The 22,850-nt window shown below is 70.7% G+C and carries 21 protein-coding genes; 8 read left to right on the top strand and 13 right to left on the bottom strand.

Features of this window, described 5'->3' with window-relative positions; all coding sequences use genetic code 11:
- Positions 1 to 103: 103 nt before the first annotated feature.
- Complete coding sequence (locus tag AC5Y6X_RS08450; RefSeq protein ID WP_499985814.1) at positions 104 to 985, top strand: peptidylprolyl isomerase; 882 nt, start codon at positions 104 to 106, stop codon at positions 983 to 985.
- Between the two features lie 7 nt (positions 986 to 992).
- On the opposite strand, the gene AC5Y6X_RS08445 is transcribed toward AC5Y6X_RS08450, so the two are convergent.
- From AC5Y6X_RS08445 to yajC, 6 genes are all read right to left on the bottom strand, one after another.
- Positions 993 to 3,356: a RelA/SpoT family protein gene (locus AC5Y6X_RS08445; RefSeq protein WP_499986472.1), complete on the bottom strand. Its 2,364-nt coding sequence runs from the start codon at positions 3,354 to 3,356 to the stop codon at positions 993 to 995.
- A gap of 50 nt (positions 3,357 to 3,406) precedes the next feature.
- Positions 3,407 to 3,928 carry an adenine phosphoribosyltransferase gene (locus tag AC5Y6X_RS08440; RefSeq protein WP_499985813.1) on the bottom strand — a complete coding sequence of 174 codons (522 nt, stop codon included), beginning with the start codon at positions 3,926 to 3,928 and terminating at the stop codon, positions 3,407 to 3,409.
- Between the two features lie 7 nt (positions 3,929 to 3,935).
- Complete coding sequence (locus tag AC5Y6X_RS08435) at positions 3,936 to 5,591, bottom strand: ABC transporter substrate-binding protein (RefSeq protein WP_499985811.1); 1,656 nt, start codon at positions 5,589 to 5,591, stop codon at positions 3,936 to 3,938.
- Positions 5,592 to 5,593: 2 nt separating this feature from the next.
- Positions 5,594 to 6,868 (bottom strand): protein translocase subunit SecF, encoded by a 1,275-nt coding sequence (gene secF / locus AC5Y6X_RS08430; RefSeq protein ID WP_499985810.1) that lies wholly within the window; start codon positions 6,866 to 6,868, stop codon positions 5,594 to 5,596.
- A 4-nt stretch (positions 6,869 to 6,872) separates the two neighbouring features.
- Positions 6,873 to 8,660: a protein translocase subunit SecD gene (gene secD, locus AC5Y6X_RS08425; RefSeq protein WP_499985808.1), complete on the bottom strand. Its 1,788-nt coding sequence runs from the start codon at positions 8,658 to 8,660 to the stop codon at positions 6,873 to 6,875.
- Positions 8,661 to 8,724: 64 nt separating this feature from the next.
- Positions 8,725 to 9,051 (bottom strand): preprotein translocase subunit YajC, encoded by a 327-nt coding sequence (gene yajC / locus AC5Y6X_RS08420; protein ID WP_499985806.1) that lies wholly within the window; start codon positions 9,049 to 9,051, stop codon positions 8,725 to 8,727.
- A gap of 147 nt (positions 9,052 to 9,198) precedes the next feature.
- Here yajC and gabT point away from each other — a divergent pair, with 147 nt between their 5' ends.
- Complete coding sequence (gene gabT, locus AC5Y6X_RS08415; RefSeq protein WP_499985804.1) at positions 9,199 to 10,539, top strand: 4-aminobutyrate--2-oxoglutarate transaminase; 1,341 nt, start codon at positions 9,199 to 9,201, stop codon at positions 10,537 to 10,539.
- 133 nt (positions 10,540 to 10,672) lie between these two features.
- The gene (gene car / locus AC5Y6X_RS08410; protein ID WP_499985802.1) at positions 10,673 to 14,131 is read left to right on the top strand and encodes a carboxylic acid reductase; all 3,459 of its coding nucleotides are present in this window, start codon (positions 10,673 to 10,675) and stop codon (positions 14,129 to 14,131) included.
- A 12-nt stretch (positions 14,132 to 14,143) separates the two neighbouring features.
- Here car and AC5Y6X_RS08405 read toward each other — a convergent pair whose 3' ends face one another.
- From AC5Y6X_RS08405 to ruvC, 6 genes are all read right to left on the bottom strand, one after another.
- Positions 14,144 to 14,845, bottom strand: a complete 702-nt coding sequence (locus AC5Y6X_RS08405; protein WP_420715944.1) for a hypothetical protein — start codon at positions 14,843 to 14,845, stop codon at positions 14,144 to 14,146.
- 99 nt (positions 14,846 to 14,944) lie between these two features.
- Positions 14,945 to 15,331, bottom strand: coding sequence for a DUF1304 domain-containing protein (locus AC5Y6X_RS08400; RefSeq protein WP_499985801.1), 387 nt, complete (start codon positions 15,329 to 15,331; stop codon positions 14,945 to 14,947).
- Between the two features lie 60 nt (positions 15,332 to 15,391).
- Positions 15,392 to 16,015, bottom strand: a complete 624-nt coding sequence (locus AC5Y6X_RS08395) for a hypothetical protein (protein ID WP_499985800.1) — start codon at positions 16,013 to 16,015, stop codon at positions 15,392 to 15,394.
- Positions 16,016 to 16,084: 69 nt separating this feature from the next.
- A complete protein-coding gene (gene ruvB / locus AC5Y6X_RS08390) occupies positions 16,085 to 17,155 on the bottom strand; it encodes a Holliday junction branch migration DNA helicase RuvB (protein WP_499985799.1) in 1,071 nt (356 codons plus the stop codon).
- Positions 17,156 to 17,159: 4 nt separating this feature from the next.
- The gene (gene ruvA / locus AC5Y6X_RS08385) at positions 17,160 to 17,753 is read right to left on the bottom strand and encodes a Holliday junction branch migration protein RuvA (protein ID WP_499985797.1); all 594 of its coding nucleotides are present in this window, start codon (positions 17,751 to 17,753) and stop codon (positions 17,160 to 17,162) included.
- Complete coding sequence (gene ruvC / locus AC5Y6X_RS08380) at positions 17,750 to 18,283, bottom strand: crossover junction endodeoxyribonuclease RuvC (RefSeq protein WP_499985796.1); 534 nt, start codon at positions 18,281 to 18,283, stop codon at positions 17,750 to 17,752. Before ruvC ends, ruvA begins: the two co-directional genes overlap by 4 nt.
- Positions 18,284 to 18,461: 178 nt before the next feature.
- On the opposite strand from ruvC, the gene AC5Y6X_RS08375 reads away from it, so the two are divergent.
- From AC5Y6X_RS08375 to AC5Y6X_RS08355, 5 genes are read left to right on the top strand one after another with little or no spacing between them, the layout of a single operon-like run.
- On the top strand, positions 18,462 to 19,073 hold the full coding sequence (locus tag AC5Y6X_RS08375; protein WP_499985795.1) for a DUF4178 domain-containing protein: 612 nt from the start codon (positions 18,462 to 18,464) through the stop codon (positions 19,071 to 19,073).
- Positions 19,074 to 19,082: 9 nt separating this feature from the next.
- A complete protein-coding gene (locus AC5Y6X_RS08370; RefSeq protein ID WP_499985793.1) occupies positions 19,083 to 19,595 on the top strand; it encodes a DUF2617 family protein in 513 nt (170 codons plus the stop codon).
- Positions 19,592 to 20,023, top strand: a complete 432-nt coding sequence (locus tag AC5Y6X_RS08365; protein ID WP_324680256.1) for a DUF4247 domain-containing protein — start codon at positions 19,592 to 19,594, stop codon at positions 20,021 to 20,023. Before AC5Y6X_RS08370 ends, AC5Y6X_RS08365 begins: the two co-directional genes overlap by 4 nt.
- Before the next feature lie 21 nt (positions 20,024 to 20,044).
- Positions 20,045 to 20,500, top strand: coding sequence for a DUF350 domain-containing protein (locus AC5Y6X_RS08360; RefSeq protein ID WP_324680258.1), 456 nt, complete (start codon positions 20,045 to 20,047; stop codon positions 20,498 to 20,500).
- Positions 20,497 to 22,068, top strand: a complete 1,572-nt coding sequence (locus tag AC5Y6X_RS08355; RefSeq protein ID WP_499985792.1) for a polyamine aminopropyltransferase — start codon at positions 20,497 to 20,499, stop codon at positions 22,066 to 22,068. Before AC5Y6X_RS08360 ends, AC5Y6X_RS08355 begins: the two co-directional genes overlap by 4 nt.
- Positions 22,069 to 22,090: 22 nt before the next feature.
- Here the strand turns inward: AC5Y6X_RS08355 and AC5Y6X_RS08350 are convergent, their stop codons facing one another.
- Positions 22,091 to 22,843 carry a YebC/PmpR family DNA-binding transcriptional regulator gene (locus AC5Y6X_RS08350; protein ID WP_324680262.1) on the bottom strand — a complete coding sequence of 251 codons (753 nt, stop codon included), beginning with the start codon at positions 22,841 to 22,843 and terminating at the stop codon, positions 22,091 to 22,093.
- Positions 22,844 to 22,850 lie beyond the last annotated feature (7 nt).

Genomic DNA, 22,850 nt, shown 5'->3' with positions numbered 1-22,850 from the left:
CCCAGTTTCCCACGGGGCCCGGTTGACACGGGTGACCGCGCCCCCATTAGCCTGAGCTGGCCATCTCGGCCCCCGACTGACCGACCATGGAGGCATACCGGCCGTGCCGACCAACGAACAGCGAAAAGCCGCAGCCAAGCGCAAACTCCAACGGAAGCTGGAGCGCCGCGCGAAGCGAACCAAACAGCGCCGGATCCTGCTCATCGCCGCCGCATCGATCGTGGCGGTGGCCGCAGTCGCCGCGGTGGTGATCTCGCTCGTCAACAGCAAAAACGAGCACAAGAGCAACACCGCCACGAGCAGCTCCGCGGCGACCACGACACAGGCCGGACCGACGCCACCCGCCGTGGCCCTGCCGCCGTTCAAGCCGTCGGCCAACACCGGCGCCAACTGCCAGTACCCGCCGACGCCGCAGGAGCCGGCGGCCAAGCCGGTCAAGCCGCCGCGGACCGGCAAGATCCCGACGGACCCCGCCCAGGTGAGCGCCAGCATGTCGACCAGCCAGGGCAACATCGGCTTGATGCTGGCCAACAACGAATCGCCTTGCACTGTCAACAGTTTCGCGAGCCTGATCGGCCAGAAATACTTCGACAACACCAAGTGCCACCGGCTGACCACCTCGGCCACGTTGGGTGTCCTGCAGTGCGGCGACCCCAAGGGCGACGGCAGCGGCGGTCCCGGCTATCAATTCGCCAACGAGTACCCCACCGACCAGTACCCGCCGAACGATCCCAAGCTGCAGGAGCCGGTCGTCTATCCGCGCGGCACGCTGGCCATGGCAAACTCCGGTCCCGGCACCAACGGCAGCCAGTTCTTCATGGTCTACAAGGACTCTCAGCTGCCGCCGCAGTACACCGTGTTCGGCACCATCCAGGCCGACGGGCTGGCCGTCCTGGACAAGGTCGCCAAGGCCGGCGTCTCCGGCGGCGGTGAGGACGGCGCGCCCAACAGCGAGGTCACCATCAAGTCCCTGCTGCTCGACTAAGACCCGACTACGCGGCTGACGTCACCCGGTAGACGTCGTACACGCCCTCGACGTTGCGCACGACGTTGAGCAGGTGCCCGAGATGCTTGGGGTCGCCCATCTCGAAGGTGAAGCGGCTGATGGCCACCCGGTCGCCGGAGGTGGTGACCGACGCGGACAGGATGTTCACCTTCTCGTCGGCCAGCACCCGCGTGACGTCGGAGAGCAGCCGGTGCCGGTCGAGCGCCTCGACCTGGATGGCCACCAGGAACACCGACGACGGCGACGGCGCCCAGAGCACCTCGATGATGCGCTCCGACTGTTGTTGCAACGAAGCGGCATTGGTGCAGTCGGTGCGGTGCACGCTGACCCCGCCGCCGCGGGTGACGAAGCCCATGATCTGGTCGCCGGGCACCGGCGTGCAGCACTTGGCGAGCTTGGTCAGCACGCCGGGGGCGCCGGGAACCGACACCCCGACGTCGTCGGTGCTGCGCGGGCGCCGCAGCATGGTCGTCGGCGTGGACCGCTCGGCCAGCTCCTCCTCGGCCTGGTCGATGCCGCCCAGCTCGGCGAGCAGCCGCTGCACGACGTGCTTCGCCGACACGTGGCCCTCACCGATCGCGGTGTAGAGCGCGGACACGTCGGTGTAGTGCAGCTCGCGGGCCACCGCGGCCATCGACTCGCCATTCACCAAGCGCTGCAACGGAAGTCCGCCCCGGCGCACCTCGCGGGCCATCGCCTCCTTGCCGGCCTCCAGCGCCTCCTCGCGGCGCTCCTTGGCGAACCACTGCCGGATCTTCGTCTTGGCGCGCGGCGAGACCACGAACTGCTGCCAGTCCCGCGACGGCCCCGCGTTGGGCGCCTTGGACGTGAAAACCTCGACGACTTCCCCGTTTTCGAGCTTGCGCTCCAGCGCCACCAGCCGCCCATTCACCCGGGCGCCGATGCAGCGGTGGCCGACCTCGGTGTGCACCGCGTAGGCGAAGTCGATCGGCGTCGACCCGGTCGGCAGCGTGATGACGTCGCCCTTGGGGGTGAACACGAAGATCTCTTGCACCGCAAGGTCGTAGCGCAGCGACTCCAGGAACTCGCCCGGGTCCGCGGCCTCGCGTTGCCAGTCGAGCAGCTGACGCATCCAGGCCATGTCGTCGATCTCGGCGGCGGCGTGCGGGTGCGGAACGCCGTTGCGGCCCTTGGCCTCCTTGTACCGCCAGTGCGCCGCGATCCCGTATTCGGCGGTGCGGTGCATGTCGCGGGTGCGGATCTGCACCTCCAGCGGCTTGCCCTCCGGCCCGACGACGGTGGTGTGCAGCGACTGGTACACGCCGTACCGGGGCTGGGCGATGTAGTCCTTGAACCGGCCCGCCATCGGCTGCCACAGCGAATGCACCACGCCCACGGCCGCATAGCAGTCGCGGATCTCGTCGCACAGGATGCGGATGCCGACCAGGTCGTGGATGTCGTCGAAGTCGCGGCCCTTGACGATCATCTTCTGATAGATCGACCAGTAGTGCTTGGGCCGGCCCTCCACCGTCGCCTTGATCTTCGACGCGTTGAGCGTGTTGATGATCTCGGTGCGCACCTTGGCCAGGTAGGTGTCCCGCGACGGCGCGCGGCCCGCGACGAGCCGGACGATCTCCTCGTACTTCTTGGGGTGCAGGATCGCGAACGACAGGTCCTCCAGCTCCCACTTGACGCTGGCCATGCCCAGCCGATGTGCAAGGGGCGCAATGACTTCCAGCGTCTCGCGGGCCTTGCGCGCCTGCTTCTCGGGCGGCAGGAAGCGCATGGTGCGCATGTTGTGCAGCCGGTCGGCGACCTTGATCACCAGCACCCGCGGATCGCGGGCCATCGCGGTGATCATCTTGCGGATGGTCTCGCCCTCGGCGGCGGTGCCCAGCACCACCCGGTCCAGCTTGGTGACGCCGTCGACGAGGTGGCCCACCTCCTCGCCGAACTCCTCGCTCAACGCCTCGAGCGTGTAACCCGTGTCCTCCACGGTGTCGTGCAGCAGCGCGGCCACCAAAGTCGTGGTGTCCATGCCCAATTCGGCCAGGATGTTGGCGACCGCCAGCGGGTGGGTGATGTACGGGTCGCCGGAGTGCCGCAGCTGCGTCGCGTGGCGCTGGTCGGCGACCTCGAAGGCGCGCTGCAGCAGCTGCACGTTGGCCTTCGGGTAGATCTCCCGGTGCACCGCCACCAGCGGCTCGAGCACGGGGTTGAGCGTGCTGCGCTGGGCGGTCATCCGCCGGGCCAGCCGCGCGCGAACCCGGCGGGACGCGCTGCTGGAAGTCTTCAACGTCTCGGCGGGCGGCTCCGGCGCCTCGGCGGGGACAGCAGGCGATTCCACGGGCGCCTCGAGAGCCTGCGCCGCGCTCTTCTCGTCCGCCACGTTGGTCACCTCCGAACCTCCGACCTCGAGGATATCGCGTAACGACGAGGCTAGACCCGGCTCAGGCTGTGCACCGGCAACGGCGCGACGGCCTCGCGACCGCCCAGCGCGGCGAGTTCGGCGACCACCGCCGCCCTGGTCACGTGGGCCCCGGCGTGCGTGAGCAACCGCGCCGCGGCGGCCAGCGTGCCCCCGGTGGCCAGCACGTCGTCGACGATGACGATGTCGCGGCCGCGCAGCTCGATGCCGTCGGCGGGGATTTCCAGGACGGCGCTGCCGTATTCCAGGTCGTACCGCTCGGCGTGCACCGGCGGCGGCAGCTTTCCGCCCTTGCGGATGGCGAGCACACCGGTGCCCAGCCGTTCGGCGACGGCCCCGGCCACCAGGAACCCGCGCGAGTCGATGCCGGCCACCAGGTCGGCGCCGGCCGCGATGTCCGCCAGCGCGTCGGTGACCGCCGCCAGCCCGTCCGGGTCGGCGAACAGCGGGGTGAGGTCCTTGAACTGGACCCCGGGCTTGGGAAAGTCGGCGACGGTGCGGGTCAGCGACGCGATGAGGTCGGCCAGCTTCACTGCACCCTCACTGCACCAGGGCCCAGCGGTCCATGTTCCAGCCCGCGCCCCAGCGGGTCGGATTCCTGCTCACGGCGTACATCTTCTTCGACTTCAGCAGGGTGCGCTGCTGCCGGTACAGCGGCAGCGTCGGCATGTCGCCCCAGAGTATGGGGGCGCTCTCGGCCAGCAGCCGGATCCGCTCGCCGGGGTCGGCGGACACCGCCAGCGCGCCGATGATGCCGTCTATCTGGGGATTCGCGTAGCCGGACAGGTTGTTGCCGTTGCCGCTGTGCAGGTCGTAGGCGTCCATCGCCGACGACCCCGTCGAGCCGCTGCCGGTGGCGCCGCCGGTGCTGGCCAGCAGCGCGTCGATCTTGCCGTCCTTGAGCGCCTGGGGGCCTGGGGCGTCCAGGGTGGGGTTGACGACGGTGATGCCGGCCGCGGCGCACGACTTGGTGATCTCGCCGACCGTGACCGCCAGCCGCGCGTTGGGTCCCTGGTAGCCGATGCGCACCGACAGCGGCGCGCCGGCCAGCGCACCCCGGGCGGCGGCGGGATCCGCCTTGCCGAACGGGGCGGCCTCGGCGGCGCCGTCGGCGGCGGCGATGGCGTCCTCGGTCGCCGGGTTCAGCCGCGAATTGGCGATGGGTACCCCGGCGTCGCGCGCGATCGTGTCGCGCGGCGTGCACAGCGCCAGCGCCCGGCGGGCCTTCGTGTCGGCCAGCGGCCCCTGCGCGGCGAAGATCAGCTGCTCGATGCCGGCCGACGGCGAATCGGAGCGCTCGTAGTTGTCCGGGGTGGTCAGCGTCCCCGGCGAGCCGGCCGCGACGTCGACCACGTCGACACTGCGGTTGTTGACCCGGTCCTGGATGTCGGGGGCCTGCGGCGACACCGTGATCCGCTTGGTGACGGGCTTGGGGCCCCACCACCGGTCGTTGGCGACGAGCACGACGGCGCCGCCGTCCAGGATGGACTGGATCTTGTACGGCCCCGACGACGGGAAACGCTTGAGATCAGTTCCCGGCCTGAGGTCCCAGGTGGTGTTCCACAGCTTCGCGATCTGGGCGACCAAGGCCGCGTTGTTGTTCAGCAGCGCGGCGGTCACGTCCCCGTTCAGCTGGTCGGCGATGACGTGCGACGGCATCATCGACGTCGCCGTGAACAGCTGCGTGTAGTCCACCACGGAGCGGTCCGGGACGAACGACACGCGCGCCTTCTTCTGCCCGGGCGTGCACTCGATGTTGGCGATGTCGACGTAGCCGGCGTGGGTGGCGGCGTCGAACCCGGGGAACCGCCCGGACTGGGCCGCCCACGCCAGCACCAGGTCGTCGCAGGTGACCGGCTTGCCGTCGGAATAGACGGCGTTGTCGGCGATCTGGTAGTCGAGCACCAGCGGCGAGCCGCCCACCACCGAGATGGTGCCGAAGTCGTGGTCGGCGACCACCTGCCCGTCGGGTCCGTGATAGCCGAAGCCGGTCAGCGTGCGGGCGAACGCCTGCGCGCCGGCCGAGGCGGCGCCGACGACGGTGTTGGTGTTGTAGGTGGGCAGGCCGCCGTCGACCACGTAGGTGATTTGCGCGGCGGCGCTACCGGAACAGGCGCTCAGGGTGAACGCCGCCGTCAGGAGCGCGGCCAAACCGACGGCAGCCGACCCCCTCAGGCTCCACCGGCCGGCCCACATGATTACCGCTTGCCGGCGTTTCGCTTGCCGGTCGGGCGCCGGGTGCCGGTGGGCCGCACGGGCCGGGCGCCCGGCGCCGGCTTGTTCGGTGCGGGTTTGGCGGGCGCCGCTGAAGACTCAGCCGGCTCGGCCGCCTCGGCCGGCTCCGCGCTCTCCTCCGCCGGCTCCTCGGCGGTGTCCTCGTGCGAGGGCTTGCGCCGCCTGGCGACGCGGCGGGTGTGGCCGCGCACCAGCTCGGTGCGCTCGCGCAGCGTGACCAGCAGCGGGGTGGCGAAGAAGATCGACGAGTAGGTGCCGACGATGATGCCGACCAGCTGCACCAGCGCCAGGTCCTTCAGCGTGCCGACGCCCAGCAGCCACACCGCCACCACCATCAGGGCCAGCACCGGCAGCACCCCGATCAGGCTGGTGTTGATCGAGCGCATAAAGGTCTGGTTGATCGCCAGGTTGGCCTGCTCGGCGAAGGTGCGCCGGGTGGTGTGCTGGAAGCCGTGCGTGTTCTCCTCGACCTTGTCGAACACGATGACGGTGTCGTAGAGCGAGAACCCGAGGATCGTCAGCCAGCCGATGACGGTGGCCGGGGTGACCTCGAAACCCACCAGCGAGTACACGCCGGCGGTAACGGCGAGGTCGAAACACATGGTCGTGAGCGCGGAGATCGCCATGTAGCGCTCGTAGCGCACGGTGATGTACAGGCTGACCAGCGCCACGAACACCGCCAGCGCGATCAGCGCCTTGTCGGTGATCTGCTCGCCCCAGGTCGACGACACCGCCGAGTCACTGATGGCCTGCAGGCTGGGCTTGCCGTCGGTGCCCTTGGGCTGGAACGCGTCGAACAGGGCGTTGCGCAGCTTCGCGGTCTGATCGTTGGTCAGCGTCTCCGAGCGGATCTGCACCGTCGCCGAGGCGCCGTTGCCGACGATGACAACCGACTCGGGGTCGCTGCCCAGCGTCTTGCGGAAGACGTCGGACACCGCGCTGGCGGTCGCGGTCCCGCGCGGGAACGACACCGTCGTGCCGCCCTTGAAGTCGATGCCGAAGGTGAAGCCGCGCAGGACGATGCTCACGATCGCCACGGCGACGATCGCCCCGCTGATGCCGTACCACAGCCGCCGCCGGCCGATCACCTCGAACGCGCCGGTCCCGGTGTAGAGCCGCGAGATGAAGCTGTGGTGCGGCGGCTGAGCGGCGGACGTCAGCTCGACGGCACCGTCGGTGGCGCCGGTGATCTCGACCGCGTCGGTTTCGGTCGCGTCCTTGGAGGCCTTGGATGCCATCGCGCTATCCCTGTCCCGTCTTCACCTGCGACGAGGCCCGGCGTTCGCGGGCGACCCGCTGAACCGCTCCCAGGCCGTTGTACGCCGGCTTGGCCAGCGTCGGAGACTTGGACGCCAGGTATACCAGCGGCCAGGTCACCAGGAACACCACCACGATGTCGAGGATCGTGGTGAGCCCCAGGGTGAAAGCGAACCCCTTCACCTGGCCGATCGCCAGGAAGTACAGCACCGCGGCGGCCAGGAAGGTCACCGCGTTGCCCGACACGATGGTCTTGCGGGCCCGCACCCACCCTCGGGGCACCGCCGACCGGAACGAACGGCCTTCGCGGATCTCGTCTTTGATGCGCTCGAAGAACACGACGAACGAGTCGGCGGTGGTGCCGATACCGATGATCAGACCGGCGATGCCCGCCAGGTCCAGGGTGTAGTTGATATATCGGCCCAGGAGCACCAGGATCGCGAAAACCATTACGCCGGAAGCGGTTAGCGACAGCGCCGTGAGCAACCCCAGCACCCGGTAGTACAGCAGCGAATACAGCAGCACCAGGACCAACCCGATCGCGCCCGCGATCAGCCCGGCGCGCAGCGACGTCAAACCCAATGTCGCGGAAACGGTTTGGGCCTCGGACGATTCGAACGACAGCGGCAGCGACCCGTACTTCAGCACGTTGGCCAGCTGGCGCGCGGTCGCCGCGGTGAAGGGCGGGTCGCCGCCGGTGATCTGGGTGCGGCCGCCGGGGATGGCCTCCTGGATCATCGGGGCGCTGACGACCTGCGAGTCCAGCGTGAACGCGGTCTGGGTGCCGATGTGGGCGGCGGTGAAGTCGGCCCAGGTGTTCGCCGCGGCCTGCTTGAATTGCAGGTCGACGACGTAACCGACGCCGCGCTGGTTCATGCCCGATGTGGCGTTCTGGATCTGGTCACCGCTGATGATCGACGGCGCCAGCAGGTACGCCACCTTGTGGTCGGTCGAGCAGGTCACCAGGGGCAGCTCCGGGTCGTCGTTGCCGGCCAGGATGTCCTCTTTGTCGCAGTGCGCGGCCTCGTAGCGCATGGCGACCATCTGGATGTAGGGGTTGTCGCTCTGCCGGAACTCCTTCATCTCCTGGATGCGGTCGGCGAGAGCCTTGCGCGGGTCCGGCGGCGCCGGGGCCGCGGGCGGCGGGGCCCCGGAAGGTGGTGGCGGTGGGGCGGGCGCCGGGCTCGGTGTCGGGCTCGGCGGCGGCTCCTGCGGGTAGGGCCGCGGCTGCGCTCCGGGTTGCCCGGGCGGCGCCGGCGGGGCCGGTGGCGACTGGGCCGGTGGCGGGACTGCACCCGGCTGGCCCGGTGGCGGGACCGCACCCGGCTGGCCCGGTGGCGGCGGGGCCCCGCCCGGCTGGCCGTTCGGCGCGGGCTTGGGTTCGGCGCCCTGGGCCGGCATCGAGTTCAGCACCGGGCGGATGTAGAGCCGCGCCGTCTGCCCCAGGTTCCGGGCCTCGTTCCCGTCGTTGCCGGGCACCGTGATGACCAGGTTGTCGCCGTCGACGACGACCTCCGAACCGGAGACGCCCAGCCCGTTGACCCGGGCGCTGATGATCTGCTGCGCCTGCGACAGCGCCTCCCTGCTCGGGCGCGAACCGTCCGGGGTGCGCGCCGTCAGGGTGACGCGGGTGCCGCCCTGAAGGTCGATGCCGAGCTTGGGGGCGGCCCGCTTGTCCCCGGTGAGAAACACCAGCAGATAGACGCCGACGAGCAACAACAAGAAGACCGACAGGTAGCGGGCAGGGTGCACCGGCGCCGAAGACGATGCCACGTTCCTTGTATCTCCTTGAGAATCGGTTGCTTACCCCCGAGAGAGCCTACGTGCCGCCCTCACGTCAGGAGTCCTTGGTCACCCGGGGTTCGTCGGCGGGGTCTTCCAGGTCGTCGGAGTCCTCCAGGTCCTCCGGCTCGATGCGGTCCCGCACGGCCAGCTTCATCCAGGTGGTCACGATGCCGGGCGCGATCTCGAGCTCGACGGTGTCGTCGGCGATGGAGACGACGGTGGCCTCCAGCCCGGACGTGGTGTGCACCCGGTCGCCGGGGCGCAGCGACTCGTGCAGGTCGATCGTGGCCTGCATCGCGCGTCGCTGCCGCCGCGACGCGAAGTACATGAACCCACCCATGATGAGCAGGAACGGCAAGAACAAAACCAAACTCTCCATCGACGCCTGTCTTTCGTCTCGGTATTTCTCTCGTAAGGGTCCAGTGTGCCCGTTCAGTCTCCCAGGTCGCCGGTCGGCCGCCGCCCGGCCGAGCGGATAGGCTTTGGTTTCGCGACGTGACAGGCGCGCCGCGGTGAGGAGGATGTCGTGGCCGGCCTCGAGCAGACTCGCCAGCTGGTCACCGAAATCCCAGGTCCGGCGTCGCTGGAGCTGACCAAGCGGCGGGCCGCGGCGGTGCCGCGGGGCGTCGGCGTCACCATGCCGGTGTTCGTCGCCCGCGCCGCCGGCGGCATCGTCGAGGACGTCGACGGCAACCGGCTCATCGACCTGGGTTCCGGCATCGCCGTCACCACCGTCGGCAACTCGGCGCCGCGCGTCGTCGACGCGGTGCGCGCGCAGGTCGCCGAGTTCACCCACACCTGCTTCATGGTCACGCCCTACGAGCGGTACGTCGCCGTCGCCGAACAGCTCAACCGCATCACCCCCGGATCCGGCGAGAAGCGCTCGGTGCTGTTCAACTCGGGCGCCGAGGCCGTCGAGAACTCGATCAAGATCGCCCGCTCGTATACCCGCAAGCCCGCGGTGGTCGCGTTCGACCACGCCTACCACGGGCGCACCAACATGGCGATGGCGCTGACCGCCAAGTCGATGCCCTACAAGAGCGGGTTCGGCCCGTTCGCGCCCGAGATCTACCGGGCGCCGCTGTCCTACCCGTACCGGGACGGGCTGCTGGACAAGGAAATGGCCGCCGACGGTGAGCTGGCGGCCGAGCGCGCCATCAACGTCATCGACAAGCAGGTGGGCGCGGACAACCTGGCCGCCGTCCTGATCGAGCCGATCCAGGGCGAGGGCGGTTTCATCGTGCCGGCCGAGGGTTTCCTGCCGGCGCTGCGCGAGTGGTGCCGCGCCAACGACGTGGTGTTCATCGCCGACGAGGTGCAAACCGGCTTCGCCCGGACCGGGGCGATGTTCGCCTGCGAGCACGAGGGCATCGAGCCCGACCTGATCGTCACCGCCAAGGCCATCGCCGACGGGTTTCCGCTGTCGGCCGTCACCGGGCGGGCCGACATCATGGACGCCCCGCACGTCGGCGGCCTGGGCGGCACGTTCGGCGGCAACCCGGTCGCGTGCGCGGCGGCGCTGGCCACCATCGAGACCATCGAGCGCGACGGCCTGATCGAGCGGGCCCGGCACATCGAACGGCTGATGACCGAGCCGCTGCTGCGCCTGCAGGCCGGCGACGACCGGATCGGCGACGTGCGCGGCCGCGGCGCCATGATCGCCATCGAGCTGGTGAAGTCCGGCACCGCCGAACCCGACCCCGAGCTGACCGACCGATTGGCCACCGCCGTCCACGCCGCCGGCGTGATCGTGTTGACCTGCGGCATGTTCGGCAACATCGTCCGGCTGCTGCCGCCGCTGAACATCAGCGATGAGCTGCTGACCGAGGGGCTCGACATCCTGGCCCGGGTCCTGGGCGACCTGTAGCTCTTCGTGGGGCATGTCACACGGTCCGCCGGGCAGCGGTCGTTGAGGAATACCTTTAGTTAAGCTAACGTTCTAAGGGTCAGCGCAATGTCGCGCCCTCAGACCATCTTTCAGTCAGTACAGGGGAACTGTCATGCCGACTATCAGTCGTGAAGAGCGGCTCGCCCGCCGCGTCGAGGAGCTTTCCGCCACGGATCCACAGTTCGCCGCCGCCCAGCCGAGCCCGGCGGTCGCCGCCGCGCTCGAGCGGCCCGGGCTGCGACTGCCGCAGATCGTTCAGACCGTGCTGCAGGGTTACGCGGACCGGCCCGCGCTGGGGCAGCGCGCCGTGCGGTTCGTCACCGACCCGCGGACGGGGCGCACCGGCGCGGAGCTGCTCACCCACTTCGACACGATCACCTACCGCGAGCTGGGCGAGCGGATCGGCGCGGTTGCGCGTGGCCTGTCCGGTGACGCGGTGCGGGCCGGCGACCGAGTTTGCATCCTGGGCTTCACCGGCGTCGACTACACCACCATCGACATGGCGCTGGGCCAGATCGGCGCGGTGTCGGTGCCGCTGCAGACCAGCGCGGCGATCGGCCAGCTGCAGCCGATCGTGGCCGAGACCGAGCCCGGCGTCATCGCGGCGAGCGTGCACCAGCTGCCCGACGCCGTCGACTTGATCGCGGCCGGGCACTCCCCCGCCAGGCTCGTGGTGTTCGACTTCCACCCCGAGGTCGACGACCACCGCGACGCCGTGGCGGCGGCCCGCACGAGGCTGGCCGACACCGGGGTGCCGGTGGAGACGCTGGACGACGTCGTCGCGCGCGGCAACGCCGCTGGGCCGGCCGAGCCGGTCGTCGCGCCCGACCCGGACCCGCTGGCCCTGTTGATCTACACCTCCGGCAGCACCGGCGCCCCCAAGGGCGCGATGTACCCGCAGAGCAACGTCGCCAAGATGTTCTGCCGGTCGAGCCGAAACTGGTTCGGGCCCAGCGCCGCGTCGATCACCCTCAACTTCATGCCGATGAGCCACGTGATGGGCCGCGGCATCCTCTACGGCACGCTGGGCAACGGCGGCACCGCCTACTTCGCGGCCAAGAGCGACCTGTCGACGCTGCTGGAAGACCTCGCCCTGGTGCGGCCCACCGAATTGAACTTCGTGCCGCGGATCTGGGAGACCCTCTACGGCGAATACCTGCGCCAGGTCGATCGCGGGGTTCCCGAGGCCGAGGCGCTCGAGCAGCAGCGGCGGTCACTGCTGGGCGGGCGGTACATCTTCGCGATGACGGGCTCGGCACCCATCTCCCCGGAGCTGCGGGCCTGGGTCGAGGACCTGCTGGAGATGCATCTGCTGGACGGCTACGGCTCCACCGAGGCCGGCATGGTCCTGTTCGACGGCGAGGTGCAGCGCCCGCCGGTGGTCGACTACAAGCTCGTCGACGTTCCGGACCTGGGCTACTTCGCCACCGACCGGCCGTACCCGCGGGGCGAGCTGCTGCTCAAGACCGAGAACATGTTCCCTGGCTACTACAAGCGGCCCCAGGTGACCGCCGACGTGTTCGACGCCGACGGCTACTACCGGACCGGGGACGTCGTCGCCGAGGTCGCGCCCGACCGGCTGATGTACGTCGACCGCCGCAACAACGTGCTCAAGCTGGCGCAGGGCGAGTTCGTCACCGTCGCGAAGCTGGAGGCGGTTTTCGGCAACAGCCCGCTGGTCCGGCAGATCTACGTCTACGGCAACAGCGCGCACCCCTATCTGTTGGCCGTCATCGTGCCCACCGACGAGAACACGTCGAAGCAAGCGATCGCCGACTCGCTGCAGAACGTGGCGAAGGAGGCCGGCCTGCAGTCCTACGAGGTGCCGCGCGACTTCCTCATCGAGACAACGCCTTTCACGCTCGAGAACGGTCTGCTCACCGGCATCCGCAAGCTGGCGTGGCCGAAGCTGAGGCAGCACTACGGCGAGCGACTGGAACGGCTCTACGCCGAGCTGGCCGAGGGCCAGGCCAACGAGCTGAGCGAGCTGCGCCGCAGCGGGGCCGACGCGCCGGTGCTGCAGACGGTCAGCCGGGCCGCGGGCGCGCTGCTGGGCAGCGCGGCCTCCGAGCTGGCGCCCGACGCGCACTTCACCGACCTGGGCGGAGACTCGTTGTCCGCGTTGACATTCGGCAATCTGCTGCACGAGATCTTCGACGTCGACGTGCCGGTGGGCGTCATCGTCAGCCCGGCCAACGACCTGCAGGCCATCGCCGACTACATCGAGGGTGAGCGCAAGGGCAGCAAGCGGCCCAGCTTCGCCACGGTGCACGGACGCGACACCGTCGAGGTGCGGGCCGCCGACCTGACGCTGGACAAGTTCATCGACGCCGCGACGCTGGCCGCCGCGCCGGCGCTGCCGAAGCCCGCCGCCGAGGTGCGCACCGTCCTGCTCACCGGCGCGACCGGCTTCCTGGGCCGCTACCTGGCGCTGGAATGGCTGGAGCGGATGGACCTCGTCGACGGCAAGGTGATCGCCCTGGTGCGGGCCCGCTCCGACGAGGACGCGCGGGTCCGGCTGGACAAGACCTTCGACACCGACCCGAAGCTGCTGGCGCACTACCGGGAGCTGGCCGCCGACCACCTGGAGGTCGTCGCCGGCGACAAGGGCGAGGCCAACCTCGGCCTGGACCCGGCGACCTGGCAGCGGCTGGCCGACACCGTCGACCTCATCGTCGACCCCGCGGCCCTGGTCAACCACGTGCTGCCGTACAGCGAGCTGTTCGGGCCGAACGCGCTGGGCACCGCCGAGCTGATCCGAATCGCGTTGACCGGCAGGCAGAAGCCGTACACCTACGTGTCGACGATCGGCGTCGGCGACCAGATCGAGCCGGGCAAGTTCACCGAGGACGCCGACATCCGCGCCATCAGCGCAACGCGGACGATCAACGACAGCTACGCCAACGGCTACGGCAACAGCAAGTGGGCCGGCGAGGTGTTGCTGCGCGAGGCGCACGACCTGTGCGGCCTGCCCGTCGCGGTGTTCCGCTGCGACATGATCCTGGCCGACACCAGCTACGCCGGCCAGCTCAACGTGCCGGACATGTTCACCCGGATGATCCTGAGCCTGGTGGCCACCGGCATCGCGCCCAAGTCGTTCTACGAACTCGACGCCGACGGCAACCGGCAGCGTGCCCACTACGACGGGCTACCGGTGGAGTTCATCGCCGAGGCCATCGCGACGCTGGGCGCCCGGGACGGCTCCGACGGCTTCCGGACCTACCACGTGATGAACCCCTACGACGACGGCATCGGGTTCGACGAGTTCGTCGACTGGCTGATCGAGGACGGGTGCGCCGTCCAGCGCGTCGGCGACTACGGCGACTGGCTGCAGCGGTTCGAGACCGCGCTGCGCGCCCTGCCCGAAAAGCGGCGCAACGCCTCGCTGCTGCCGCTGCTGCACAACTACCAGAAGCCCGAACGGCCGATCAACGGGTCGATGGCGCCGACGGATCGGTTCCGCGCGGCGGTCCAGGACGCGAAAGTCGGCCCGGACAAGGACATTCCGCACGTCTCGCCGCCGATCATCGCCAAGTACGTCAGCGACCTGCGGCTGCTGGGGCTGCTCTGAGGCTCTGAGAGCTCAGCTCTGGGGGTGCGGCCAGCGCAGGTACGCGGCGCCCGGGCCGGGCTTGCCGGTCCGCTCGCGGCGCCAGCCCCGGGGCTTCGGCCCGTCCCCGGCGGCCCGCGGCTGGGTGAGCGCGCCCGACGACACCTCGGCCGACGGCTCCTCCAGCCCGGACATGTACACCGGTTCGCCGGCGGGGATCGCCGCCGGCTCCACCGGCTCCGGGGGCTCCATGAAGGCCTCGACGTCGCTGGCCAGTCGCACGGCGAGGCGCGCCAGGGCGACGCCGCTGATGAACACGATCAGCGCGCCGAGGCCGGAGAAGTAGGAAACCTCGAGCGCGGCCCGCTTGCGGTCGGTCGCGGCGATCGGGTCACCGGCGGAGCCGATCCCCAGCAGCGGGGCGACCTGGCCGCCGACCACGAACCATGCGCCGGCCAGCGCCGCCAGCCAGCCCCCGACGATCGCGGTGATGCGGTTTCCGGAGAAGACCAGCAGCAGGCCGCCGAGCACGGTGGCCCCTCCCGGTAGCACCTCGAGCCATCCGCGGGCCGAACTCCATGCCCAGTCCTGGTTGGGCGTGTAGGCGAAGTTGAAGTGTGGACCGACGAACGGTATCAACGCACCCCAAGCACCCAAGACGACCAGCAGCAACCCGCTGATTGCCCCGCGCGAGCGCGGCATCCACAAAGGGTGGCCGTGTAGTGCGTGTCCCATCAGATCTCCTCAGTTGTCGCCGGGCTACTTCAGCAGGTGCCTGGGTACCCCGACCCAACCGGAAGTAACCGCACAATCGGCGGCCGTTACAGAACCGTGTTACACGCGGAGGCCGAGCGCGAGCAGCACCACCGCGACCACCGGAAAGGCGCCCTGCGTCAGCGCGGCGCGGGCCTTGTCCGGTGACGAGAGCAGCAGCACGATCGCCGCCGCGGCCATGGAGCCGACGCCGGCGAAGACGAGCGCGGCCCCGACGGCCTTGTGCCCCATGGCAACCGCGGCGACGCCGATGCCGGCGACGACGGCCAGGAACAGGTTGTAGAAGCCCTGGTTGAACGCGAGCAGCTTGGTGGTCTCGGCTTCCTCCGCCGTGGTGCCGAAGGTGACGCGGGTGCGCGCCGACGTCCAGGTTAGCGACTCCATCGTGAAGATGTAGACGTGCAGCAGCGCGGCCAGCGCCGCGAAAACCAATCCGGCGGCGATCATCGCTGCTCCTCGCTGGTCACGGCGAGGTGCCCCGCCGGTCTTCGACTACCGGGTGTGACCTTAGACGCCGGCGTGGTGGTGGCGGCGGAACAGGCCCTCACCGGCGCGCCGGTGGAACAGGTGCCGGTGTGGCTGCCCCGCGCCGGCCGCGACCGGCTCCCCCGCCGCCGCGTCCGCCACCGTGGGCTCCGTCACGACGACGTCGCGCGCGTGCCGGACCGCGACGCGTGCCAGGGCGGCGCCGCCCAGGAACACGATCAGCGCGCCGAGGCCGGTGAAGTAGGTGACCTCGAGCAGGGCCCGCTTCAGGTCCGTCGCGGCCGCGGGCTGACCCACGTCCCCGATTCGCAGCGTCGCCGCGAACGCCCGGCCGATCACGAACCAGGCGCCGCCCACGACCGCCAGCCAGCCGCCGAACGTGGCGCTCAGGCGGTTGCCGGAGGCGAGCAGCAGCAGGCCGCCCAGGGCGGTGACGGCCCCGGGCAACACCTCCAGCCAGCCCTTGGCCGCCGTCCAGGTCCAGGCCGGGTCGGTCATGTAGGCCCAGTTGATGTCGGGTCCGAAGAACGGGACCAGCGCGCCCCAGGCGCCCAACAGGACCAGGAGCAATCCGGTCACCGCGCCGCGGGTCCGTGGCATGTACCCGGCGCGCGGGCCTTCGTAGTCAGGAGGCGGGTGCCTCATCTGAATCACCTCCAACAGTAATTTCTGCTGGTGGTTCGGGTACCCGCGGCGACGACGGCGTAACCGCCGCTAAAGCTGGTCGAACAGCCCCGGCTGACCCAGCCCGCCGACCCCGGCCGGTGGGGTCATGCCCAGGTGGGTCCAGGCCAGGGCGGTGGCCACCCGGCCGCGCGGGGTGCGCGCGACCATGCCGGCGCGGACCAGGAACGGCTCGCACACCTCTTCCACGGTGGCGGCCTCCTCGCCGACGGCCACCGCCAGCGTCGACACCCCGACCGGGCCGCCGCCGAAGCTGCGGGTCAGCGCCGACAGCACCGCCCGGTCCAGCCGGTCCAGGCCGAGCTCGTCGACGTCGTAGACCTCGAGCGCGGACTTGGCGACGTCGCGAATGATCACGCCGTCGGCGCGCACCTCGGCGAAGTCGCGCACCCGGCGCAGCAGCCGGTTGGCGATCCGCGGCGTGCCGCGCGAGCGCAGGGCGATCTCCGCGCCGGCGTCGGCGCCCAGCTCGATGCCCAGGATCCCGGCGGAGCGGGCCAGCACCCGTTCCAGCTCGGCGGGCTCGTAGAAGTCCATGTGCGCGGTGAAGCCGAACCGGTCGCGCAGCGGGCCGGTGAGCGCGCCGGACCGGGTGGTCGCGCCGACCAGGGTGAACGGCGCGACCTCCAGCGGGATCGACGTCGCCCCGGGACCCTTGCCGACCACCACGTCGACCCGGAAGTCCTCCATCGCCAGGTAGAGCATCTCCTCGGCGGGCCGCGCGATGCGGTGGATCTCGTCGATGAACAGCACGTCGTGCTCGACGAGATTGGACAGCATCGCGGCCAGGTCGCCGGCGCGTTCCAGCGCGGGCCCCGACGTCACCCGCAGCGAGGACCCCAGCTCGGCGGCGATGATCATGGCCAGCGACGTCTTGCCCAGGCCCGGCGGGCCGGACAGCAGGATGTGATCCGGTGTGCCGCCGCGGTTCTTGGCGCCCTCGATGACCAGCTGCAGCTGCTCGCGCACCCGGGCCTGGCCGATGAACTCCCGCAGCGAGCGGGGCCGCAGGCTGACGTCGATGTCGCCCTCGCCGGACGCGAGCGCGGCCGAGACCTCGCGGACCTCCGGGTCGAAGAAGTCGTCGTCGTCCGAGCTCACCGGCTCACCGCGCCTTGCCCAGCAACGACAGCGCCGCCCGCAGCGCCGACGACGTCGTCGCGTCGTGGTCGCCGGCCAGCACGTTGTCGGTGGCCTCCTCCGCCTGCTTGGCCGCGAAACCGAGGCCGACCAGGGCCTCGACCACCGGGCCGCGCACGGAGTGGCCGTTGACCGCCGGCGTGGGCGCCGACCCGGCGACCGCGCCGATCTTGTCGCGCAATTCCAGCACCATCCGCTCGGCGCCGCGCTTGCCGATGCCGGGCACCCGGGTCAGCGCGGCGACGTCGCCGTCGGCCAGCGCCTGGCGCAGCGCCGCGGCGTCGTGCACGGCCAGCGTCGCCATCGCCAGCCGCGGCCCCACCCCCGACACCGACAGCAGCGTCAGGAACAGGTCGCGGGTCTCGGAGTCGCCGAATCCGTACAGCGTCTGCGAGTCCTCGCGCACGATCATCGCCGTGATCAGCCGGGCCTCGCTGCCCTGGCGCAACGTCGCCAGCGTCGACGGCGTCGCGTTGATCCGATAGCCGACCCCGGCGGCCTCGATCACCACATGGTCGAGCGCCACCTCGAGCACCTCACCGCGCACCGACGCGATCATCGCGCGGCCTTCAGCATGGCCTTGGCCTTCGCCTGGGCCGCGGCGATCCGGGCCAGCATCGGCGCCCGCCAGCAATGGCAGATCGCCAGCGCCAGCGCGTCGGCGGCGTCGGCCGGCGTCGGTTTGGCTTGCAGCCCAAGGATTTTGGTGACCATCGCGGTGACCTGCGCCTTGCCGGCGGTGCCGCTGCCGGTGACCGCGGCCTTGACCTCGCTGGGGGTGTGGAAGTGCACGTCGATCCCGCGTTTGGCGGCCGCCAGGGCGATGACGCCGCCGGCCTGGGCGGTGCCCATCACCGTCATCACGTTCTGTTGCGAGAAGACCCGCTCGATGGCCACCACGTCCGGCCGATGGGTGTCCAGCCAGTGGTCGATGGCGTCGCTGATGGCCAGCAGCCGCTTGGACAGCGGCGCGTCCGACGGGGTGCGCACCACGTCGACGTCCAGCGCGACGACCTCCCGGCCGCGCCCGTTTTCGACCACCGACAGCCCGCATCGGGTCAGTCCCGGGTCGACGCCCATCACGCGCATTACCGCTCCTTAGTACGAACAGCTGTTCGAGAGCCTAGCGGGCGGGGCCGACGGGATCCGGTAGGACACGCGGCCGCCCGGCGGCTTCGCGGGCGCGCGTTGCGGCGCCCGCCCCGCCAAAAGCTGTTAGCTTTATGCCCACGTTTCGCTCCAGCAGTGTGGCAACGGAAGGTTTGGCGTGGGAACACTCCTGCTCGTCCTGGCGGCGGTGCTGTTCATCGCGTCGATCGTGGTGCTCCTCGTGGCGTTGCGGCGGCCCAAGAAGCCGGCCCGGCCGCGCGGGCGCCAGGACCCGCTGTCCTTCAACGCGATGCCGGAGTTCGGGCCGCGGCAGCTGGGCCCGGGCGCCATCGTCAGCTACGGCGGGGTCGACTACGTGGTCCGCGGGTCGGTGACCTTCCGCGAGGGGCCCTTCGTGTGGTGGGAGCACCTGCTGGAGGGCGGCGAGGCGCCGATCTGGTTCAGCGTCGAGGAGGACGACGGGCGCCTCGAGCTGGCGATGTGGGTGACCCGCAAGGACCTTCCGCTGCGGCCCGGCGACCCGTACGTGGTCGACGGCGTGATGTTTCACGAGTCGGAGCGCGGCCGCGCCTCGTACACGACCGAGGGCACGACGGGCCTGCCGGCGGGCGGCGAGATGGAATTCGTGGACTGCACCAACGCCGACGAGAGCGCGCTGCTCTCCTTCGAACGCTGGGCCCCGGACATGCCGTGGGAGGTTTCCACGGGCAAGCCCGTCCTACCCGGCGAGCTCACCCTCTACCCGGCCCCGCCGCCCTCGTCGCCCTAGGCCACGCCGGTGCCGCTCCATCAGCTCGCCGTGACGCCGGCGGACGTCTCCGGGAAGAGGCTCGGGCTGGCGCTCAACGCCCCGGCGCCGCGGCCCCTGGCCAGCCACCCGCTCGAGCATCCCGGCGGCGGCGCGCTGGTGCTCGGGGTCCTCGGCGCGTCGCATGTCGTCACCGTCGAGCACACGGGCGGAAGCTTCTCCGAGCAGGTCTCCTGCACCGCGCGCAGGCACGGCGGCAACCTGCCCGAGCGCGCCGACGCGCCCGGCTACCGCATCGAGTCGCGCACCGACACCCGCGACGAGGCGACGTTTCGCGAGCTCGCGCGCGAGCTTCGGCACCGCTGCCTCACCGAACCCGGGTGGCTCGGCGGCACGTTCCCCGGCGATGACGCCGCGCTGACCGCGCTGGCCGCCGAGCCCGACGGCGCCGGCTGGCGCTGGCAGACCTGGCACCTGTACCCGCGCCGCCCGTCGGGCTCCGGCGGCGTGGTGGTGCACACGGCGAGCCGGTGGCGCCCGTGAGCCGCAAAGCGCTGTTCTGGATCGCCGGCGGGCTGGCCGCCGCGGCCGTGGCGTCGCTGGTGTTCGGAATCGTGTTGCTGAACAAGAACATCGGGTCCTACATCGCCGGCCACTATCACGAGTACGCCCGGGACGCCAACGGCACCCGCTACCAGTGCAGCGGATCGCCCGAGGAGGTGGCCGACACGCTCGCCGACTACAAGGCGCCCGAGGCGCGCGCCGACAGCGGCAACAGCGAGTACCTGCGCTACAGCGACAGCATCGTGATCGTGGGTCCCGACGGCAACTACCCGTGCAGCATCCGCGTCGAGGGCCTGGGCGCCGGATACAGCCACGGCGCGTTCATCTTCCTCGGTCCCGGTTTCACCCCCGGGTCCCCGTCGCACGGGACCGGAGGCACCCCCGGCGGCCCCGGCGGAACCAAGTGAAGTACAGCAAAGGAGACAACCATGTACCTCGCCGTCGAGATCGGAACGATCGACCTCAATCCCGTCCTGAAGGGCGCGGTCGCGACGATCCTGTACTTCGCCGTCGGGATGGCCGTGCTGATCGTCGGCTTCTACATGGTCGACTGGCTGACCCCGGGCAGGCTGCGCCAACTGGTGTTCGTTGATCGGCGGCCCAACGCCGTCGTCGTCGCGGGCGCGATGTACATCGCGCTGACCGTCGTCATCATCACCGCGATCGTCAACAGCTACAGCCAGCTGGGCCAGGGGCTGATCGGCGTGGCCGTGTACGGGTTGATGGGCGTGATCCTGCTGGGGATCGCGCTGCTGACCATGCACCTGCTGATCCCCGGCAACTTCCACGAGCACGTCGACGAGCCCACGCTGCACCCGGGGGCGTTCGCGGTGGCCCTGATATTGCTGGCGGTGGGAGGGGTGACCGCCGCCGCGGTGTCATGACGTCCCCGGGGCGGTGGCGCTCGGTGCTGCTGGCCGCCGTCGCGGCGTGCGCGGCGTGCGGCATCGTGTACGAACTCGCGCTGCTGACGCTGTCGGCGAGCCTGAACGGCGGCGGCATCGTCGCCACCTCGCTGATCGTCGCGGGGTACATCGCCGCGCTGGGCGCGGGCGCCCTGGCGATCAAGCCGCTGCTGGCGCGCGCGGCCATCACCTTCATCGCCGTGGAGGCGCTGCTGGGCATCGTCGGCGGCCTGTCCGCGGCGGCGCTCTACGCGGTGTTCGCCTTCCTGGACGGCTCGGACGAGTCGACGTGGGTGCTGGCGGTCGGCACCGCCCTGATCGGCGGCCTGGTCGGCGCCGAGGTGCCGCTGCTGATGACGCTGCTGCAGCAGCGGCGGACCGCCTTCAATGACCCGGCCGAAGACCCGGCCACCGACACCGGCCGGACGCTGGCCAACCTCAACGCGGCCGACTACCTGGGCGCGCTGGTGGGCGGACTGGTGTGGCCGTTCATCCTGCTGCCGCACCTGGGGATGATCCGTGGGGCGGCGGCCACCGGCATCATCAACCTGGTCGCGGCCGGGGTCGTGGCAATGTTCCTGCTGCGGCGCGTCGTTTCCGCGAAGCAGCTGGCGACGGCGCTGTGCGCGCTCGCCGCCGCGCTCGCCGTGCTGGTCACCCTGCTGGTGCGGTCCCACGACATCGAGACCACCAGCCGGCAACGGCTCTACGCCGACCCGATCATCGCCTACCGGCACACCGCCTACCAGGAGATCGTGATCACCCGCCGCGGCGACGACACCCGGCTGTACCTGGACGGGGGCCTGCAGTTCTCCACCCGGGACGAATACCGCTACACCGAGAGCCTCGTCTACCCCGCGCTGGGCGGGGGCGCGCGCTCGGTGCTGGTGCTGGGCGGCGGCGACGGCCTGGCGGCGCGCGAGCTGCTGCGCCAGCCCGGCATCGGCCAGATCGTGCAGGTCGAGCTCGACCCCGCGGTGATCGAGTTGGCGCGCACCACGCTGCGCGACGCCAACCGCGGGGCGCTGGACAACCCGCGGGTGACCATCGTGATCGACGACGCGATGCGCTGGCTGCGGGCGCCGCACCCCGGGCTGCGCCCGCCGCGGGGCTTCGACGCGATCATCGTCGACCTGCCCGACCCGGACACGCCCGTGCTGGGCCGGCTGTATTCCAGCGAGTTCTACACGCTCGCCGCGCATGCGCTTGCCCCCGACGGCCTGGTGGTGGTGCAGGCCGGCAGCCCGTTCTCGACGCGGACGGCGTTCTGGCGCACCATCTCCACGATCCGATCCGCCGGCTACGCGGTCACGCCGTACCACGTGCACGTGCCGACGTTCGGCGACTGGGGCTTCGCGCTGGCCCGCCGCGGCGACATCCCGCCGCGACCCGCCATGCCGTCCGACGCTCCCCCGCTTCGGTTCCTCAACCCGCGGGTGCTGGAGGCCGCGACGGTGTTCGCCGAGGACGTCGGGCCCCGCCCGCTCGAGCCGTCGACGCTGGAGAACCCGCGCATCGTCGACGACATGCGGCACGGCTACGACTAACGGCGCTAACCGGCTGGGCCGCTCACTCTTCGATCTGGGCCAGGATCTCGTCGGGGATGTCGGCGTTGGTGTAGACGTCCTGCACGTCGTCGCTGTCCTCGAGGGCGTCGACGAGCCGCATGACCTTCTGCGCGCCGTCGGCGTCGAGGGGAACGGTCACCGACGGCAAAAACCCCGCCTCGGCGGAGTCGTAGTCAATCCCGGCCTCCTGCAAGGCGGTTCGCACGGCGACCAGGTCCGTGGGCTCGGTGATGATCTCGAAGCTGTCGCCCAGGTCGTTGACGTCCTCCGCGCCGGCGTCGAGCACCGCGGCCAGCAGGTCGTCTTCGGTCAGGCCGTCCTTCTCGAGGGTGACCACGCCCTTGCGGGTGAAAAGGTAGGCCACCGATCCCGGGTCGGCCATGGTTCCGCCGTTGCGCGTCATCGCCACCCGCACCTCGCTGGCCGCGCGGTTGCGGTTGTCGGTCAGGCACTCGACAAGCACCGCCACGCCGTTGGGCGCATACCCCTCGTAGGTGATGGTCTGCCAGTCCGCGCCGCCGGCTTCCTCGCCGGCGCCGCGCTTGCGGGCCTTCTCGATGTTGTCGTTGGGCACCGAGCTCTTCTTCGCCTTCTGGATGGCGTCGTACAGCGTGGGGTTGCCCGCCGGGTCGCCGCCGCCGACGCGGGCGGCGACCTCGATGTTCTTGATCAACCGGGCGAACATCTTGCCGCGGCGGGCGTCGACGACGGCCTTCTTGTGCTTGGTGGTGGCCCACTTGGAATGGCCGCTCATGGGTGTG

The organism is Mycobacterium sp. NGS26 (assembly GCF_059813025.1).
This window is presented reverse-complemented; position numbering and strand designations above follow the sequence as displayed.

Coding starts and splice junctions, on each gene's coding strand:
- AC5Y6X_RS08435 (WP_499985811.1), bottom strand. CDS start 5,591: ATGTGGGCCGGCCGGTGGAGCCTGAGGGGGTCGGCTGCCGTCGGTTTG.
- secF (WP_499985810.1), bottom strand. CDS start 6,868: ATGGCATCCAAGGCCTCCAAGGACGCGACCGAAACCGACGCGGTCGAG.
- yajC (WP_499985806.1), bottom strand. CDS start 9,051: ATGGAGAGTTTGGTTTTGTTCTTGCCGTTCCTGCTCATCATGGGTGGG.
- car (WP_499985802.1), top strand. CDS start 10,673: ATGCCGACTATCAGTCGTGAAGAGCGGCTCGCCCGCCGCGTCGAGGAG.
- AC5Y6X_RS08405 (WP_420715944.1), bottom strand. CDS start 14,845: ATGGGACACGCACTACACGGCCACCCTTTGTGGATGCCGCGCTCGCGC.
- AC5Y6X_RS08400 (WP_499985801.1), bottom strand. CDS start 15,331: ATGATCGCCGCCGGATTGGTTTTCGCGGCGCTGGCCGCGCTGCTGCAC.
- AC5Y6X_RS08395 (WP_499985800.1), bottom strand. CDS start 16,015: ATGAGGCACCCGCCTCCTGACTACGAAGGCCCGCGCGCCGGGTACATG.
- ruvA (WP_499985797.1), bottom strand. CDS start 17,753: ATGATCGCGTCGGTGCGCGGTGAGGTGCTCGAGGTGGCGCTCGACCAT.
- ruvC (WP_499985796.1), bottom strand. CDS start 18,283: ATGCGCGTGATGGGCGTCGACCCGGGACTGACCCGATGCGGGCTGTCG.
- AC5Y6X_RS08360 (WP_324680258.1), top strand. CDS start 20,045: ATGTACCTCGCCGTCGAGATCGGAACGATCGACCTCAATCCCGTCCTG.
- AC5Y6X_RS08355 (WP_499985792.1), top strand. CDS start 20,497: ATGACGTCCCCGGGGCGGTGGCGCTCGGTGCTGCTGGCCGCCGTCGCG.
- AC5Y6X_RS08350 (WP_324680262.1), bottom strand. CDS start 22,843: ATGAGCGGCCATTCCAAGTGGGCCACCACCAAGCACAAGAAGGCCGTC.